The sequence below is a fragment of the Pseudomonas sp. FG98 genome (genome assembly GCF_057808595.1).
The window spans coordinates 80,023-94,100 of sequence record NZ_JBMDIJ010000008.1 but is presented as its reverse complement, the minus strand read 5'-3'; the positions used below and the strand labels follow the sequence as shown (position 1 = coordinate 94,100).

The following is a 14,078-nucleotide window of genomic DNA, read 5'->3' as shown; positions in this document are numbered from 1 at the left end:
CTTTGCATCAGAAAAAATGCAAAAATCAGGTGCGATGAAACGGGGGCGCGGATCAGCCCCCCCGTGGGCCCTGGGCAGGCGAGAGGCATTGCACGGTGTGCAAGGAATTGAAAAGGTGTGAAGGGTGGTACAGTTCTGAGCGTCCACATCACGTCCACACCGGGATCGGATATCGCGCCTCAATAAATTTCAATATCCAATAAAATCAGCTAGATGCTGAGTTTTACCAACGACCATGGGCGTTCTTCTCGGGCTCATGATCCTTTTCCGTGTGGGCCCACCAGATACGCCGAAGCCGCGCGAATGCGCGGCTTTTTTATGGGCGTAAGAAAAGCCAGACCGATCCTACCTTCACGTCAGACGTCGTCCTCTTAATCGCTCGCCGCTTATGGAGGAAGCTGTTCCCCACCGCTCATTTTCCTTCGTAGTCGAACTGTGCATGAGGAACTCTTGTGAAACGTGACATTTTTGCCGAGATGGTGGAGGGATTCGGAGCCTTGATGAGGAATTGCGAAAGCCATGACTTGAAAGCCCCCAAAACAGGACCTATCGTTCCTTTTTTGAGACCTCTTGAGACGTTCATGCCAGCCATATCACTCAGCGCTGTCCTGTTCTCCACTACGCAGCAAAAAATCCTGAGCCTGCTTTACGGCAAGCCGGACCAAAGCTTCTACACCAACGAAATTTCCCGCTGGGCACAGGTGGGTAAAGGCGGCCTCCTTCGCGAACTGGAACGCCTCCATCAGTCCGGCATCCTGACCCTGAAACGCCAGGGCAACCAAACGCATTACCAAGCCAATCCGGATTGCCCGATTCATGCCGAACTTCTGGGCATCGTGCGCAAGACCTTTGGCATTGCCGAACAGTTGCGCATGACGCTGGAGCCGCTTGCCGGGCAACTGGTCTGGGCCTTCGTGTATGGCTCCATTGCAAAAGGCAGTGATCATGCAGGTAGTGATGTGGATCTGATGCTGATCGGTGACGGCCTTGTTTACGGCGATGTGATGGAGCGCTTGCTACCCGTCGAGGAACGTCTGGGTAGAACCATCAACCCGACGCTGTATACCCCTGCGGACTGGGAGAAAAAGAAAGCCGCCGGAAACAGCTTTGTATTGCGAGTAGCAGAGCAGGAAAAAATCGAACTGGTAGGACACGATCCGGAAGTTGCCGTACATGGGTAGCAACGACAGCCTGGAGAACCTCGTTCGCTCCGGAGGCCTCAAGGCTGAGCCGCACGACATCAAGGAATGTGAGGGTCTGTTCAGATCAGCGACCGACCGCCTGAAGGACGCCCAGGCATCAGGACTATCGTTTTCCAGCCGTTTCGATCTCGCCTACAACTCGGCCCATGCATTGGCGCTTGTTGCCTTGCGCCTCCAGGGATACCGCTCTGATCGGCGCTATCTGGTCTTTCAATGCCTCTGTCATACCCTGGCATTGGACAAAGCTGCTGTGCGCCTGTTTGCGCTTTGTCACGAACGAAGAAACCTCGCGGAATATGAAGGCTACATGGATGAGGACGAGAATCTGCTAGCAGAGCTGATAGCAGCCACAGCCAAACTTCAGGTCGCTACCTACCAGGCAATGGTCTCGCCCCAATAGGTCCTTTTTTGGGACCTAAAGATCCCTAATTGGGACCAAGTCAGACTCTTGGTCCTACCCTCATTTTTCTTTACCCTTTTCCCCACTCCGCCCATGTGATCGTACAACCGCATCAGCTATGATGACGGTTATTTTTCAACATGAACGACACAGGCATGACAGAGCAGCAGGTACAGGTGCGGGGCCGGCGCAAGCCGCGTAGCCTGGCCCAGGAACTGGTCGCGGTGCTGACCGAGCGGATTCGTAGCGGGCAATTGAAGCGCGGCGACAAGCTTCCCACCGAGTCGCAGATCATGGCCGAGGAAGGCGTGAGCCGCACGGTGGTACGCGAAGCCATCTCGCGCTTGCAGGCCTCCGGCCAGGTGGAAACCCGCCACGGCATCGGCACCTTCGTGCTCGACCAGCCCAGCGGCGGCAGCTTCCGCATCGATCCGGCAACCATCGTGACCCTGCGTGAAGTCCTCGCGGTCCTCGAGTTGCGTATCGCCCTGGAAGTGGAATCGGCCGGCCTGGCCGCACAGCGGCGCAGCGACGAGGCCCTGGCCGGTATGCGCGCGGCTCTGGATGAGCTGAACGAGAGCGCCGCCCATGCCTCGGACGCGGTGTCGGCGGACTTCCAGTTCCACCTGCAGATCGCCCAGGCCAGCGGCAACCACTACTTCGCCGACATCATCAACCACCTGGGCACCAGCATCATTCCGCGCACCCGGCTGAATTCGGCGCACCTGGCCCATGACGACCAGTCCCACTACCTCGGCCGCCTGCGTCACGAGCACGAGGCGATCTACGAAGCCATCGCCCGCCGCGACAGCGAAGGCGCGAAGATGGCCATGCGCATGCACTTGAGCAACAGCCGCGAGCGCCTGCGCCAGGCCCACGAAGACGCCGAACAGCAGCAAAGCCAGACCGCCTGAAACGAACAAGCCCCGCAATTGCGGGGCTTGTTCTTTACGGCAGGATCACGCGATCGCGCCATCACTCCACTGACCGTTGACCAGACGACGCAGCCCCAGCGGGTTGGCGTCGCGCAGCGCTTGCGGCAGCAGCGATTGCGGGTAGTTCTGGTAGCACACCGGGCGCAGGAAGCGGTCGATGGCCAGGGTGCCCACCGAAGTACCGCGAGCATCGGAGGTGGCCGGGTACGGACCGCCGTGGACCATGGCATCGCAAACTTCCACACCGGTCGGGTAGCCGTTGATCAGGATCCGGCCAACCTTCTCTTCCAGCAGCGGCACCAGCCAGGCGAAGGCTTCCAGGTCTTCCGGCTCGCCGATCAGGGTGGCGGTCAACTGGCCGCGCAGGCCCAGCAGCGCACTGCGCAGTTGCTCGTTGTCAGAAACTTCGACGGCAACGGTGGTCGGACCGAAGACTTCTTCCTGCAACAGCGGATCGGACTCCACCAGCAGACGGGCGTCCGCCTTGAACAGCTGGGCACGGGCCTGGCTGCCCTCTTGCGCCTGACCGGCCAGGTGCTGGATGCCATCGTGCGCCTGAAGATGCTCCAGACCACCAACATAGCTGCGCAGCCCGCCAGCGTTGAGCATGGTCTGCCCGGCCTGCTGATCCAGATGGCCACCCACATCAGCCAGCAACTGGCTGAACTGCGGCGATTGCAGGCCGATGACCAGGCCCGGGTTGGTGCAGAACTGACCGGCGCCCATGCACACCGAACCAGCCAGTTCACGAGCAATGGCCTCGCCACGCTTGGCCAGGGCCGCCGGCAGGATGATCACCGGGTTGATGCTGGACATCTCGGCGAACACCGGAATCGGCTGTGGACGCTCTGCGGCCATGCGGCACAGGGCATCACCACCTTTCAGCGAACCGGTAAAGCCGACCGCCTGAATCGCCGGGTGCTTGACCAGCCACTCGCCGACACCACCACCGAAGACCATGTTGAACACGCCTTTCGGCATGCCGGTACGTTCGGCGGCGCGCTGGATGGCGCAACCGACCAGATCGGCGGTAGCCATGTGGCCGCTGTGGGCCTTGAACACTACCGGGCAGCCGGCAGCCAGGGCCGCTGCGGTGTCACCACCGGCAGTCGAGAAGGCCAGCGGGAAGTTGCTCGCACCGAACACCGCGACCGGGCCGACGCCGATACGCATCTGGCGGATATCCACCCGCGGCAGCGGCTGGCGATCAGGCAGCGGCAGGTCGATACGCGCACCGAGGAAATCACCACGACGCAGGACCTGGGCGAACAGACGCATCTGACCGCTGGTACGACCACGCTCGCCCTGGATACGGGCGGCGGGCAGTGCGGTTTCGCGGCAGACGATGGCGACGAAAGCGTCATCCAGTTCGTCCAGCTCGGCGGCGATGGCATCAAGGAACTCGGCACGACGGGCCGGGGCCAGTTGGCGGAATTCGGCGAAGGCAGCGGCAGCCGCCTGGGCGGCCTGGTCCACTTCGCTTTCGGTGGCCTGGGCGAAGCTGTACGGCAGGGCTTCGCCGGTGGTGGCGTCGAGGCTTTGCAGGCGCTGCGAACCGGCAGCGCTACGCTGGCCGGCGATGAAGTTGTGGCCGAGGATCTCTGGCATTTCGGGGCTCCTGTGGACAAGGTTGAATCAGTGGGAGCTGCAATCGCTGGCAAGCCAGCTCCCACAGGGATTGAGGTGCTCTTGAGTCAGGTGATCGGGGCTGGGTTGAACAGGGTGATGTCGTTGTGCAGCTTGTGCTGCTCGGCCCAGGTCTGTTTGCGGCCGCTGGCGACATCCAGGTAGTAGTGGAACAGCTCCCAGCCCAGCTCCTCGATGGTGGCGCGGCCCGAGGCGATGCGGCCGGCGTCGATATCGATCAGGTCGGGCCAGCGCTGGGCCAGCTCGGTACGGGTGCAGACCTTGACCACCGGCGCCATGGCCAGGCCGTAAGGCGTGCCGCGACCGGTGGTGAACACGTGCAGGTTCATCCCGGCGGCCAGTTGCAGGGTGCCGCAGACGAAGTCGCTGGCCGGGGTGGCGCAGAAGATCAGGCCCTTGCGGTCAACCCGCTCGCCCGGCCCGACCACGCCCTGGATGGCGCCGCTGCCGGACTTGACGATGGAACCGAGGGACTTCTCGACGATGTTCGACAAGCCGCCTTTCTTGTTGCCCGGCGTGGTGTTGGCGCTGCGGTCGGCAGCACCGCTTTCCAGGTAGCGGTCGTACCAGTCCATCTCGCGGATCAGCGCATCGGCCACGTCCTGGGACTCGGCACGGGAGGTGAGCATGTAGATGGCGTCACGCACTTCGGTGACTTCCGAGAACAGCACGGTGGCGCCGGCCCGTACCAGCAGGTCGGAGGCGTACCCCAGGGCCGGGTTGGCGGTGATGCCGGAGAAGGCATCGCTACCGCCGCACTGCATGCCGAGGATCAGCTCGCTGGCCGGCACGGTCTCGCGGCGGCGCTGGTCGAGCTTGGCCAGGCGCGCTTCGGCCAGGGCCATGATCTGCTCGATCATCTCCACGAAGCCCATGCTGGCGTCCTGCAGGCGGTACAGCCATGGCTCGCTGAGGTCCACCGACGGATCGTTGTCGTGCATCACCTGGCCGGCCTGGAGCTTTTCGCAGCCCAGGCTGATCACCAGGGCTTCGCCGCCGAGGTTGGGGTTGCGCGCCAGGTTGCGCACGGTGCGGATCGGGATATAGGCGTCGCGGGCGTTGATCGCCACGCCGCAGCCGTAGCTGTGGGTCAGGGCGACCACGTCATCGACGTTGGGATACTTGGGCAGCAGTTCTTCGCGAATGCGCTTGACCGCGTGATCGAGCACGCCGGTGACGCACTGCACGGTGGTAGTGATGCCGAGGATGTTGCGCGTACCGACAGTGCCGTCGGCGTTGCGGTAGCCCTCGAAGGTATAGCCGTCCAGCGGCGGCAGGGCATCGGGCACGGCGTCGCAGCGCGGCAGGCTGTCCAGCTCCGGCGCGGCGGGCATGGCCAGTTGGGTTTCCTTGACCCAGCTACCCTGGCGCAGGTCTTCCAGGGCATAGCCGATGATCTGCCCGTAGCGCCGCACCGGCTCGCCCTTGGCGATCGCGGTGACAGCCACCTTGTGGCTCTGCGGCACGCCTTCGACCAAGGTCAGGCCGTCGGCGAAGCGGGCGCCCTCGCCCAGACCACCGTCATTGACCACCACGACGACATTGTCGTCATCGTGCAGGCGTACATAGCGAGGCGAGTCGGAAGTTTCGATCAACTGCATGATGGTGCCCTTCTTGTTATCTCTCAGGCTTGTTTCTTCCGCGAACGCCCGGCCAAAAGGCCGGGCGCTGCGTGTTCTTCTTAGTTCGACGATTCGGCCAGCTTGCCCGAAGGCACGCCCGTGGCTTCATCCTTCGGGGTATCGCGCAGCTCGATCCGCTTGATCGGGCCGACGATCACCAGGTAGCTGAACACCGCCACCAGGGCGTTGGCGCCGACATACACCAGGGCCCACTTGAACGAACCGGTGGCGCTGATGATGTAGCCGATGATGATCGGCGTGGTGATCGAGGCGATGTTACCGAAGGTGTTGAACATACCGCCCGACAGGCCGGCGATCTGCTTCGGCGAGGTATCCGATACCACCGCCCAGCCCAGCGCGCCGAGGCCTTTGCCGAAGAACGCCAGGGCCATGATGCCGACCACCATCCACTCGGCGTCCACGTAGTTGCAGATCACCATCGAGGTCGACAGCAGCAGGCCGATGACGATCGGCGCCTTGCGGGCGAAGGTCAGCGAGTTGCCGCGGCGCAGCAGGTGGTCGGAGATCACCCCGCCCAGCACGCCACCGACGAAGCCGCAGATCGCCGGCAAGGAGGCGATGATGCCCGCCTTGAGGATCGACATGCCGCGCTCCTGCACCAGGTACACCGGGAACCAGGTGAGGAAGAAGTAGGTGATGGCGTTGATGCAGTACTGGCCAAGGTAGACGCCGAGCATCATGCGGCTGGACAGCAGTTGCTTGATGTAGCCCCACTTCGGACCGCTGGCACCGGCCGCCTTGGGTTTGTCCATGTCCACCAGACCACCGTTCTTCTCGATGTGCTCCAGTTCCTGGGCACCGATCATCGGGTGTTCCTTCGGGTTGTACACCACCTTCAGCCAGACCCCGGCAAAGAGGATGCCCATGACGCCCATGACGATGAACACGTGCTCCCAGCCCCAGGCATGGACGATCCAGCCCATCAGTGGAGCGAACAGCACGGTGGCGAAGTATTGCGCGGAGTTGAAGATCGCCGAAGCGGTACCGCGTTCGGCAGTCGGGAACCAGGCCGCGACGATACGCGCGTTACCAGGGAAGGACGGCGCTTCGGCGAAGCCCACCAGGAAACGCAGCATGAACAGGGCGATGATCGCGTTGGCTACCGGCATGTAGCCGACGAAGCCTTGCAATACGGTGAACAACGACCAGGTGAAGATACTGAAGGCGTAGACCTTCTTCGAACCGAAGCGGTCCAGCAGCCAGCCGCCTGGAATCTGACCGAGCACATAGGCCCAGCCGAATGCCGAGAAGATATAACCGAGGGTGACAGCATCGATGCCGAGGTCCTTCTGCAGGCTCGAGCCGGCAATGGAGATAGTTGCGCGGTCGGCGTAGTTGATCGTGGTCACCAGGAACAGCATGAACAGGATCAGATAACGGACGTGCGTCTTTTTAGTCGCATGCATCTGAAGTTACTCCCACTAATTATTCTTGTGCGGGCTCTTGAGTTGTAAGCCGGAGCGGGGATTTCCCGCTCCGGTGCGCGGCTTGGGGGCAGGCCGCAGGGTCGACGCTTATTGCGGACCCATCTTGTCCATCAGGGCTGCGAGCATTTCGTACTCTTCAGCGGTCAGGTCGGTCAGCGGGGTACGCACCGGGCCTGCGTCGTAGCCAGCCAGCTTGGCGCCGGCCTTGACGATGCTCACGGCATAGCCGGACTTGCGGTTGCGGATGTCCAGGTACGGCAGGAAGAAATCGTCGATCAGCTTGCCAACGGTTTCGTGGTCGTCGCGGGCGATGGCGTTGTAGAAGTCCATGGCGGTCTTCGGCACGAAGTTGAACACCGCGGACGAGTACACCGGTACGCCCAGGGCCTTGTAGGCAGCAGCATAAACCTCGGCGGTCGGCAGGCCACCCAGGTAGCTGAAGCGATCACCCAGGCGACGACGGATGGACACCATCAGTTCGATGTCGCCCAGGCCGTCCTTGTAGCCGATCAGGTTCGGGCAGCGCTCGGCCAGGCGTTCCAGCTGGGTGGCGTTCAGGCGGCAGACATTGCGGTTGTACACCACCACGCCGATCTTCACCGATTTGCACACCGCTTCAACGTGGGCGGCAACACCGTCCTGGCTGGCTTCGGTCAGATAGTGCGGCAGCAGCAGCAGGCCCTTGGCGCCCAGGCGCTCGGCTTCCTGAGCGTATTCGATGGCCTGGCGGGTCGAGCCACCAACGCCGGCGAGGATCGGTACGGAGCCGGCGCAGGTGTCGACGGCGGTCTTCACGACCTGGCTGTATTCGCTGGCGGCCAGGGAGAAGAACTCACCGGTACCACCGGCGGCGAACAGGGCAGTGGCGCCGTAAGGGGCGAGCCATTCCAGACGCTTGATGTAACCGGCCTGGTGGAAGTCGCCCTGGGCATTGAAGTCGGTGACAGGGAAAGACAGCAAGCCATGGGAGAGGACGGTGCGCAGTTCTTGTGGAGTCATTGTTGTAGGCATCCTGTGGCGCTTGGGTGATGAAGGTAAGTGCTTCGAAGTAGATGTAGGTTATCGTACAAGTTGTACGATGACTAGCCCCTGAAACAGGACAAATGCACCAGTCATCAGATCTCAACCTACCGTTCATCGGTCTTTTATTAGCAAAAAGCCTGTTTATACGCGCGAGGGAGCTCAAGAAGGGGCTGGATTCGCCGATAAATGGAGAACGTTATCGTACAACTATAAAAACCGGCCTCTCACCCTGGATCCCTGCCCCATGAACCTACGCCACCTGACCATCGCCCGCCGCGCCGGCCTGGGCTTTACCTTGATTTCCCTGCTGGTCGCCCTGCTCGGCGGGTTCGCCGTGGTACAGATGCAGGCCATCCGCCAGAGCGAAGTCGCCGTCGAGACCAACTGGGTGCCGAGCCTGCGGGTGATCGCCGATACCCGCGAGATCATGCTGCGTATCCGCACCATTTCCCTGCGCATGGCCCTCGACCCCGACCCGGCCAACACCGCGACCTACCAGGGCCAGATGGACACCCGCCTGAAGGACCTCGACAGCAAGCTGGCAGTGCTCGACGGCTTTATCGACACCCCGGCGGAACAGGCCCTGGCGCAGGCCTTCCGCACCAGCCTGGAGCAATACCGCAGTGGCCTGGCACGCTCCTTCGAGCTGGCCCGGCAAAAAGACCTCGCCGGCCTCAACCAGCTGCTGCTGGTGGACATGAAGCAAGTGGTGGAAAACTCCGGCAAGGCCCTGGCCGACTTCGGCGAACTCTACGGCAAGCAGATCGACGCCGAGGGCAAAGCCGCCGAAGCCCAGTACGACCGCTCGCTGCAGATCATCATCGTCTTCGTGCTGATCGCCGCCCTGGCCACCATCGCCCTGGCGCTGTGGCTGACCCGGGGCATCGTCCGCCCGCTGGAGCGCGCCGTGCGCACCGCCGAGCATGTGGCCGAGGGCGACCTGACCCAGCAGATCCATATCGAAGGCAACGACGAAGTCACCCGCCTGCAACGCGCCTTGCAACAGATGCAGGACAACCTGCGCGGAGCCATGCGCCATATCAGCGACTCGGCCACCCAGCTGGCCAGCGCCGCCACCGAACTGAACTCGGTCACCGAAGACAGCTACCGTGGCCTGCACCAGCAGAATGCCGAGATCGAGCAGGCGGCCACGGCGGTCAACGAAATGACCTCGGCGGTGGAAGAAGTGGCGCGCAATGCCGCCTCGACCTGCGATGCCTCCAGCCAGACCAGCGACTCCGCCCGCGCCGGGCAGACCCGGGTGCTGGAGACCGTGGAATCGATCCAGACCCTGACCGACGACGTACAGGGCACCGCCGGCCTGGTACGCCGGCTGGTGGACCAGTCCCAGGACATCGGCAAGGTCCTCGACGTGATCCGCGCCATCGCCGAGCAGACCAACCTGCTTGCCCTCAACGCTGCCATCGAGGCCGCCCGCGCCGGCGAATCCGGACGTGGTTTCGCCGTGGTCGCCGACGAGGTCCGTGCCCTCGCCCACCGCACCCAGCAATCCACCCTGGAAATCGACGGCATGGTCACCGCCATCCGCAGCGGCTCCTCCCAGGCGCTGGACGCCATGCTCACCAGTTGCCAGCGTGCCGAATCGACCCTGGACATGGCCAAGGGCGCCGGCGAATCGCTGGTACAGATCACCGATTCGGTCAGCCAGATCTCCGACCGCAACCTGGTGATCGCCAGCGCTGCCGAAGAACAGGCCCAGGTGGCCCGCGAAGTGGACCGCAACATCGTCAATATCCGCGACCTGTCCAGCGAATCGACCCAGGGCGCCAACCAGATCAGCGCGTCGAGCAACGAGCTCTCGCGCCTGGCCGAGGACCTCAACCAGGTCGTCGCGCGCTTCCGGATCTGATCAAATAGCTCGCCTCGAAACCAGGGTCTGTCTGAAAAGTCTTGAGACGAAGGTCAGGCAAGGCGAAAACAGCCGAGGAAGCGGAGTTTACTGGTTGTAAATGAGCATTCCGAGGCTGTTTTCAACGCAGCATCACCGAGTATCAAGGCTTTTCAGACAGACCCTAGGGAGGGCGAGCATGGACACCTTCACCCTGATGCGCTCCTTTAGGCGCATCGTCGAACTGGGCGGCCTGGGCAAGGCGGCGGAAGACCTCGATCTCTCCGCTGCCGGCCTGAGCAAGCAACTGCGCACTCTCGAAGCCCACCTCGGCACCGTGCTGCTGCAACGCACCACCCGGCGCATGAGCCTGACCGCCACCGGCCAGGCCTATTACCAGCGCTGCTGCGAACTGCTCGACCAGCTCGAACAGCTGGAGCGCTCGGTGCACCAGGAGTCGCAACGGATCAGCGGCAAGCTGCGGGTCAACGCGCCGCTGTCCTTTGCCCTGAGTACCCTGTCGCCGCTGCTCGCCGGCTTCCTCGAAGCGCATCCCGACATCGAACTGGACCTGGTCATGGAAGACCGCCTGGTAGAGGCAGTCAGCCAGGGCTTCGATGTCTCGATCCGCCTGGCCCCGGCGCTGGCCGACTCCTCGCTGATCGCCAGGCGCCTGGCGTCGCTGCGCCAGGTGCTCTGTGCCGCGCCCGCCTACCTGCACCGCCATGGCCAGCCATCCAGCCTCGACGATCTGGCCGGACACGCGTTACTGCATTACAGCCTCAGCCAGCAAACGCCTACCGCGCCCGGCCAGGATCCACGGGTCACGGTGAACAACAGCCTGATGCTGCGCGAACTGCTGATCGCCGGGCTGGGTATCGGCTGGCTGCCGTCATTCCTCGCGGACGCCGCGCTGGCCGACGGAGGTCTGGTCCAGGTGCTGCCGGGTCACGAAGACAATCGCCAGGTCTACGCCGTGTACCCCACCAGTCGGCATCTGCTGCCCAAGGTACGGGCGTTCGTCGACTACCTGGCCGCGCACCTGCCTGCCGCCATGGGCCGGGATTATCAACCCTGAGCGAAATATTCCTGCACCGCCCGCGTCTTAATCCCGCCGGGCGTCACGCCTAGACTGGAGCCACTTCGTCGGGCCCGACGCAGTCCCAACCTTCCCGCCCCGCCCTGTCCCCGTGGCCGCCACCGGCGCGCCAAGGGACAGCCGCGCCCGGGCATTGGCGACACAGGAACGACGCGTATGAACACTCCACTGCTTTCCACCCTGCTGGCACTGGCCCTGGCCGGCGCTGCCCACGCCGCCGAAGCGCCCAAGGTCGGCATCAGCCCCTGGGGCCCGGACGACGAGATCGGCCGGCTCAACCTGATCACCGACAAATCCCGTGCCGCAGTGATGTCGCGAGTGGACGCCAGCAAGGTCTACGACCTCGCCACCGAGTACTACATCGGCATGCCCAGCTGGCAGGCCGCCGGCGATCCGCACTACCAGTTCTGGATGACCCACACCCCGCGCGGCACGGTGGTCGACGATCCGCTCGGCGTCGGCCACGAGATGAACGCCCTGCGCAGCTACACCGGCACGGCGTTCTCCATGTACGGCCATACCGGCACCCATATCGATGCCCTCAACCACTTCGGCATCGACGGCAAGATCTGGAACGGCTTCAGCGCCGACCAGCACCTGGGCGACCGTGGCTGGAAAAAGACCGGCGTGGAGAAATTCCCGCCCCTGGTGGCCCGTGGCGTGCTGATCGATGTGGCGGCAGCCAAGGGCGTGGAGATGCTGGCGGACGACTACCGCATCACCCGCGACGATCTGCAGGACGCCCTGAAGCGCCAGGGCACCAAGCTGGAACGCGGCGATATCGTGCTGATTCGCACCGGGCGGATGAAACTCTACGAGCAGCCCCAGGCCTACATGCGCCAGTCTCCGGGCATGGGCCTGGATGCCGCGCGCTATCTGGTGGAGGAAGGCAAGGCGATGATCCTCGGTGCCGACAACCTGAGCTTCGAGGCCTTCCCGTCCGAGGTCGCCGATGACTACGTGCCGCTGCACAGTTACCTGCTGGCGCAGAAAGGTGTGCCGATCATGGAACTGGTGGCGCTGGACGACCTGGCCCGGGACAAGGTCTACGAGTTCGCCTTTATTGGCGGGCCGCTGAAGATTCGTGGCGGCGACTCGGCACCGCTGCGGCCGATCGCCATGCCGTTGCGTTAAAGCCGTGCGGCCCAGGCCCCCGGTGTGGTGCCGTAATGCCGCTGGAACAGGGCGATAAAGGCCGACACCGAGTCGTAGCCCAGCTCGTTGGCCACCGCCGTAACGCTGCCGCCCTGTTCCAGCATCGGCAGCGCGGCGAGCAGGCGCAGACGCTGGCGCCAGGTCTGGAAAGGCATCTGCGTCTGCGCCTGGAACAACCGCGCCAGAGTGCGCCGCGACGCCCCCACCTGCTGCGCCCAGGCCTCGATGCTGCGGTTGTCCTCGGGGGTAGCCTGCAAGGCATCGGTGATCCGCCGCAGGCGCGGGTCACTGGGCAGCGGCAGGTTGAAGGGCGCTTCCGGCAGGTCGCGGATCTCATCCACCAGCACCTGCAACAGCCGCGCCTGCGGGCCCTGCTCCGGATAGTCGTTGCCGAAGCCGCTGGCCTTCTCGATCAACTCGCGTACCAACGGAGTGACCTGCACTACGCAGCAGTCACGCTGGTAACCGTTGAGCACCGCTTCGCTCAGGTACAGGCTGCGGAAGGCCAGGGTCCGCTCGCTGTACACCGTGTGGCGCAGGCCGGCGGGAAGCCACATGCCGCACTGTGGCGGCAGGAGGAAATTGTGCTGTTCGGTGAGCACCTGCATGCTCCCGGCGCCGGCATAGGTGAACTGCACCCATTCATGGCTGTGCATGTCGATCCGGTATCCCGCCGGGATATCGAACATGCGCCCATGCACCGGCCGCACCAGTTGCTCCGGCACGGGCGGTACCGAGTTTTGTCCCGTGTGCTGCATTGATCGTCCCCTTTGCTCAAGTGAGCCACAGATGCCGATGTTAGCCTGCGCCGCGTCTGCTTGAACAACAGGAGTTTCATTCATGAGCACGCAGGTTCAGCAAAGCCGCCTGAGCATCCCCGCCATCCGCCAGCGCAAGGGCGCCGGCAGCCTGGTGGCCCTGACCGCCTACAGCCTGCCGATGGCCCGCTGGGTCGATGCCCATGCCGACGTCATCATCGTCGGCGATTCGGTGGGCATGGTGCTGTACGGCATGCCCAGTACCCTGGGCGTCACCCTCGACATGATGATCGCCCACGGCCAGGCGGTGATGCGTGGCGCACAGCGGGCCTGCGTGGTGGTAGACCTGCCGTTCGGCAGCTACCAGGCCTCGCTGAAGCAGGCCTTCATGAATGCCGCGAAAGTCCTGCGCGAGACCGGTGCCCAGGGCCTCAAGCTGGAAGGTGGCGAGGAGATGGCGGAGACCGTGGCCTACCTGGTCAAGCGCGGCATCCCGGTGATGGCCCATGTCGGCCTGATGCCGCAGCAGGTCAATGCGCTGGGTGGGTTCAAGGCCCAGGGACGTGATGCTGAAAGCGCGGCAAGGGTTCGTCGCGATGCCCTGGCGATGCAGCAGGCCGGCGCCTTCTCCATTGTCCTCGAAGGCATTGCCGAGCCATTGGCGCGGGCGCTAAGCGAGGAGCTGGAGATTCCTACCATCGGCATCGGCGCTTCCCCCGCCTGCGACGGCCAGGTGCTGGTCACCGAGGACCTGCTGGGCCTGTTCGGCGAATACCAGCCGCGCTTCGTCAAGCGTTATGCCGAGTTGCACGGCTCGATCGACCAGGCACTGGGGGAGTATGCGCGGGAGGTACGCGGCGGACAGTTCCCCGGGCTGGAACACTGCTTCAAGGCGACGGGTTGAGTACACTGGGCCGGTCTCCGCGTTGCCCTTGAGAAG

General features: G+C 63.7%; 12 protein-coding genes and 1 pseudogene. 8 read left to right on the top strand and 5 right to left on the bottom strand.

All coding sequences use genetic code 11. The features are described 5' to 3' along the window. Positions 1–581 precede the first annotated feature (581 nt). The 3 genes from ACODSK_RS08560 (at position 582) to ACODSK_RS08550 (ending at position 2,516) form a co-directional block, all read left to right on the top strand. Positions 582–1,181 (top strand): nucleotidyltransferase domain-containing protein, encoded by a 600-nt coding sequence (locus tag ACODSK_RS08560; protein WP_489015418.1) that lies wholly within the window; start codon positions 582–584, stop codon positions 1,179–1,181. Further along, positions 1,174–1,602, top strand: a complete 429-nt coding sequence (locus ACODSK_RS08555) for a hypothetical protein (RefSeq protein ID WP_489015359.1) — start codon at positions 1,174–1,176, stop codon at positions 1,600–1,602. Before ACODSK_RS08560 ends, ACODSK_RS08555 begins: the two co-directional genes overlap by 8 nt. A 155-nt stretch (positions 1,603–1,757) precedes the next feature. Beyond that, the gene (locus tag ACODSK_RS08550; protein WP_489015357.1) at positions 1,758–2,516 is read left to right on the top strand and encodes a FadR/GntR family transcriptional regulator; all 759 of its coding nucleotides are present in this window, start codon (positions 1,758–1,760) and stop codon (positions 2,514–2,516) included. A 45-nt stretch (positions 2,517–2,561) separates the two neighbouring features. On the opposite strand, the gene ACODSK_RS08545 is transcribed toward ACODSK_RS08550, so the two are convergent. The 4 genes from ACODSK_RS08545 to kdgD all read right to left on the bottom strand — a co-directional run bounded on the left by ACODSK_RS08545 (position 2,562) and on the right by kdgD (position 8,253). Continuing rightward, positions 2,562–4,145: an aldehyde dehydrogenase (NADP(+)) gene (locus tag ACODSK_RS08545; protein WP_489015355.1), complete on the bottom strand. Its 1,584-nt coding sequence runs from the start codon at positions 4,143–4,145 to the stop codon at positions 2,562–2,564. A gap of 86 nt (positions 4,146–4,231) precedes the next feature. After that, a complete protein-coding gene (garD, locus tag ACODSK_RS08540) occupies positions 4,232–5,785 on the bottom strand; it encodes a galactarate dehydratase (protein ID WP_489015353.1) in 1,554 nt (517 codons plus the stop codon). Between the two features lie 80 nt (positions 5,786–5,865). Next, on the bottom strand, positions 5,866–7,233 hold the full coding sequence (locus ACODSK_RS08535) for an MFS transporter (RefSeq protein WP_489015351.1): 1,368 nt from the start codon (positions 7,231–7,233) through the stop codon (positions 5,866–5,868). Between the two features lie 108 nt (positions 7,234–7,341). Further along, positions 7,342–8,253, bottom strand: coding sequence for a 5-dehydro-4-deoxyglucarate dehydratase (gene kdgD / locus ACODSK_RS08530; protein ID WP_489015349.1), 912 nt, complete (start codon positions 8,251–8,253; stop codon positions 7,342–7,344). 268 nt (positions 8,254–8,521) lie between these two features. Between kdgD and ACODSK_RS08525 the strand changes: the two are divergent. The 4 genes and pseudogenes from ACODSK_RS08525 to ACODSK_RS08510 form a co-directional block, all read left to right on the top strand. Beyond that, positions 8,522–9,289: pseudogene (locus ACODSK_RS08525) on the top strand (MCP four helix bundle domain-containing protein); the annotation flags it as partial. Beyond that, positions 9,284–10,147 (top strand): methyl-accepting chemotaxis protein, encoded by an 864-nt coding sequence (locus ACODSK_RS08520; protein ID WP_489015417.1) that lies wholly within the window; start codon positions 9,284–9,286, stop codon positions 10,145–10,147. The pseudogene ACODSK_RS08525 and the gene ACODSK_RS08520, both read left to right, overlap by 6 nt. A 178-nt stretch (positions 10,148–10,325) precedes the next feature. Then, positions 10,326–11,204 carry a LysR family transcriptional regulator gene (locus ACODSK_RS08515; protein WP_489015347.1) on the top strand — a complete coding sequence of 293 codons (879 nt, stop codon included), beginning with the start codon at positions 10,326–10,328 and terminating at the stop codon, positions 11,202–11,204. A 177-nt stretch (positions 11,205–11,381) separates the two neighbouring features. After that, positions 11,382–12,359 (top strand): cyclase family protein, encoded by a 978-nt coding sequence (locus ACODSK_RS08510; RefSeq protein ID WP_489015345.1) that lies wholly within the window; start codon positions 11,382–11,384, stop codon positions 12,357–12,359. Here ACODSK_RS08510 and ACODSK_RS08505 read toward each other — a convergent pair. Beyond that, positions 12,356–13,138 (bottom strand): AraC family transcriptional regulator, encoded by a 783-nt coding sequence (locus tag ACODSK_RS08505; protein WP_489015343.1) that lies wholly within the window; start codon positions 13,136–13,138, stop codon positions 12,356–12,358. The genes ACODSK_RS08510 and ACODSK_RS08505 overlap by 4 nt on opposite strands. A gap of 82 nt (positions 13,139–13,220) precedes the next feature. Between ACODSK_RS08505 and panB the strand changes: the two genes are divergently transcribed. After that, a complete protein-coding gene (panB, locus tag ACODSK_RS08500; protein ID WP_489015341.1) occupies positions 13,221–14,042 on the top strand; it encodes a 3-methyl-2-oxobutanoate hydroxymethyltransferase in 822 nt (273 codons plus the stop codon). Positions 14,043–14,078 lie beyond the last annotated feature (36 nt).

Excerpts from the sequence above, each read along its gene's own strand:
- panB (WP_489015341.1), top strand. The coding sequence starts at position 13,221 with ATGAGCACGCAGGTTCAGCAAAGCCGCCTGAGCATCCCCGCCATCCGC.
- garD (WP_489015353.1), bottom strand. The coding sequence starts at position 5,785 with ATGCAGTTGATCGAAACTTCCGACTCGCCTCGCTATGTACGCCTGCAC.
- ACODSK_RS08545 (WP_489015355.1), bottom strand. The coding sequence starts at position 4,145 with ATGCCAGAGATCCTCGGCCACAACTTCATCGCCGGCCAGCGTAGCGCT.
- ACODSK_RS08520 (WP_489015417.1), top strand. The coding sequence starts at position 9,284 with ATGCAGGACAACCTGCGCGGAGCCATGCGCCATATCAGCGACTCGGCC.
- ACODSK_RS08535 (WP_489015351.1), bottom strand. The coding sequence starts at position 7,233 with ATGCATGCGACTAAAAAGACGCACGTCCGTTATCTGATCCTGTTCATG.
- ACODSK_RS08550 (WP_489015357.1), top strand. The coding sequence starts at position 1,758 with ATGACAGAGCAGCAGGTACAGGTGCGGGGCCGGCGCAAGCCGCGTAGC.
- ACODSK_RS08555 (WP_489015359.1), top strand. The coding sequence starts at position 1,174 with ATGGGTAGCAACGACAGCCTGGAGAACCTCGTTCGCTCCGGAGGCCTC.
- ACODSK_RS08505 (WP_489015343.1), bottom strand. The coding sequence starts at position 13,138 with ATGCAGCACACGGGACAAAACTCGGTACCGCCCGTGCCGGAGCAACTG.
- kdgD (WP_489015349.1), bottom strand. The coding sequence starts at position 8,253 with ATGACTCCACAAGAACTGCGCACCGTCCTCTCCCATGGCTTGCTGTCT.
- ACODSK_RS08515 (WP_489015347.1), top strand. The coding sequence starts at position 10,326 with ATGGACACCTTCACCCTGATGCGCTCCTTTAGGCGCATCGTCGAACTG.
- ACODSK_RS08560 (WP_489015418.1), top strand. The coding sequence starts at position 582 with ATGCCAGCCATATCACTCAGCGCTGTCCTGTTCTCCACTACGCAGCAA.
- ACODSK_RS08510 (WP_489015345.1), top strand. The coding sequence starts at position 11,382 with ATGAACACTCCACTGCTTTCCACCCTGCTGGCACTGGCCCTGGCCGGC.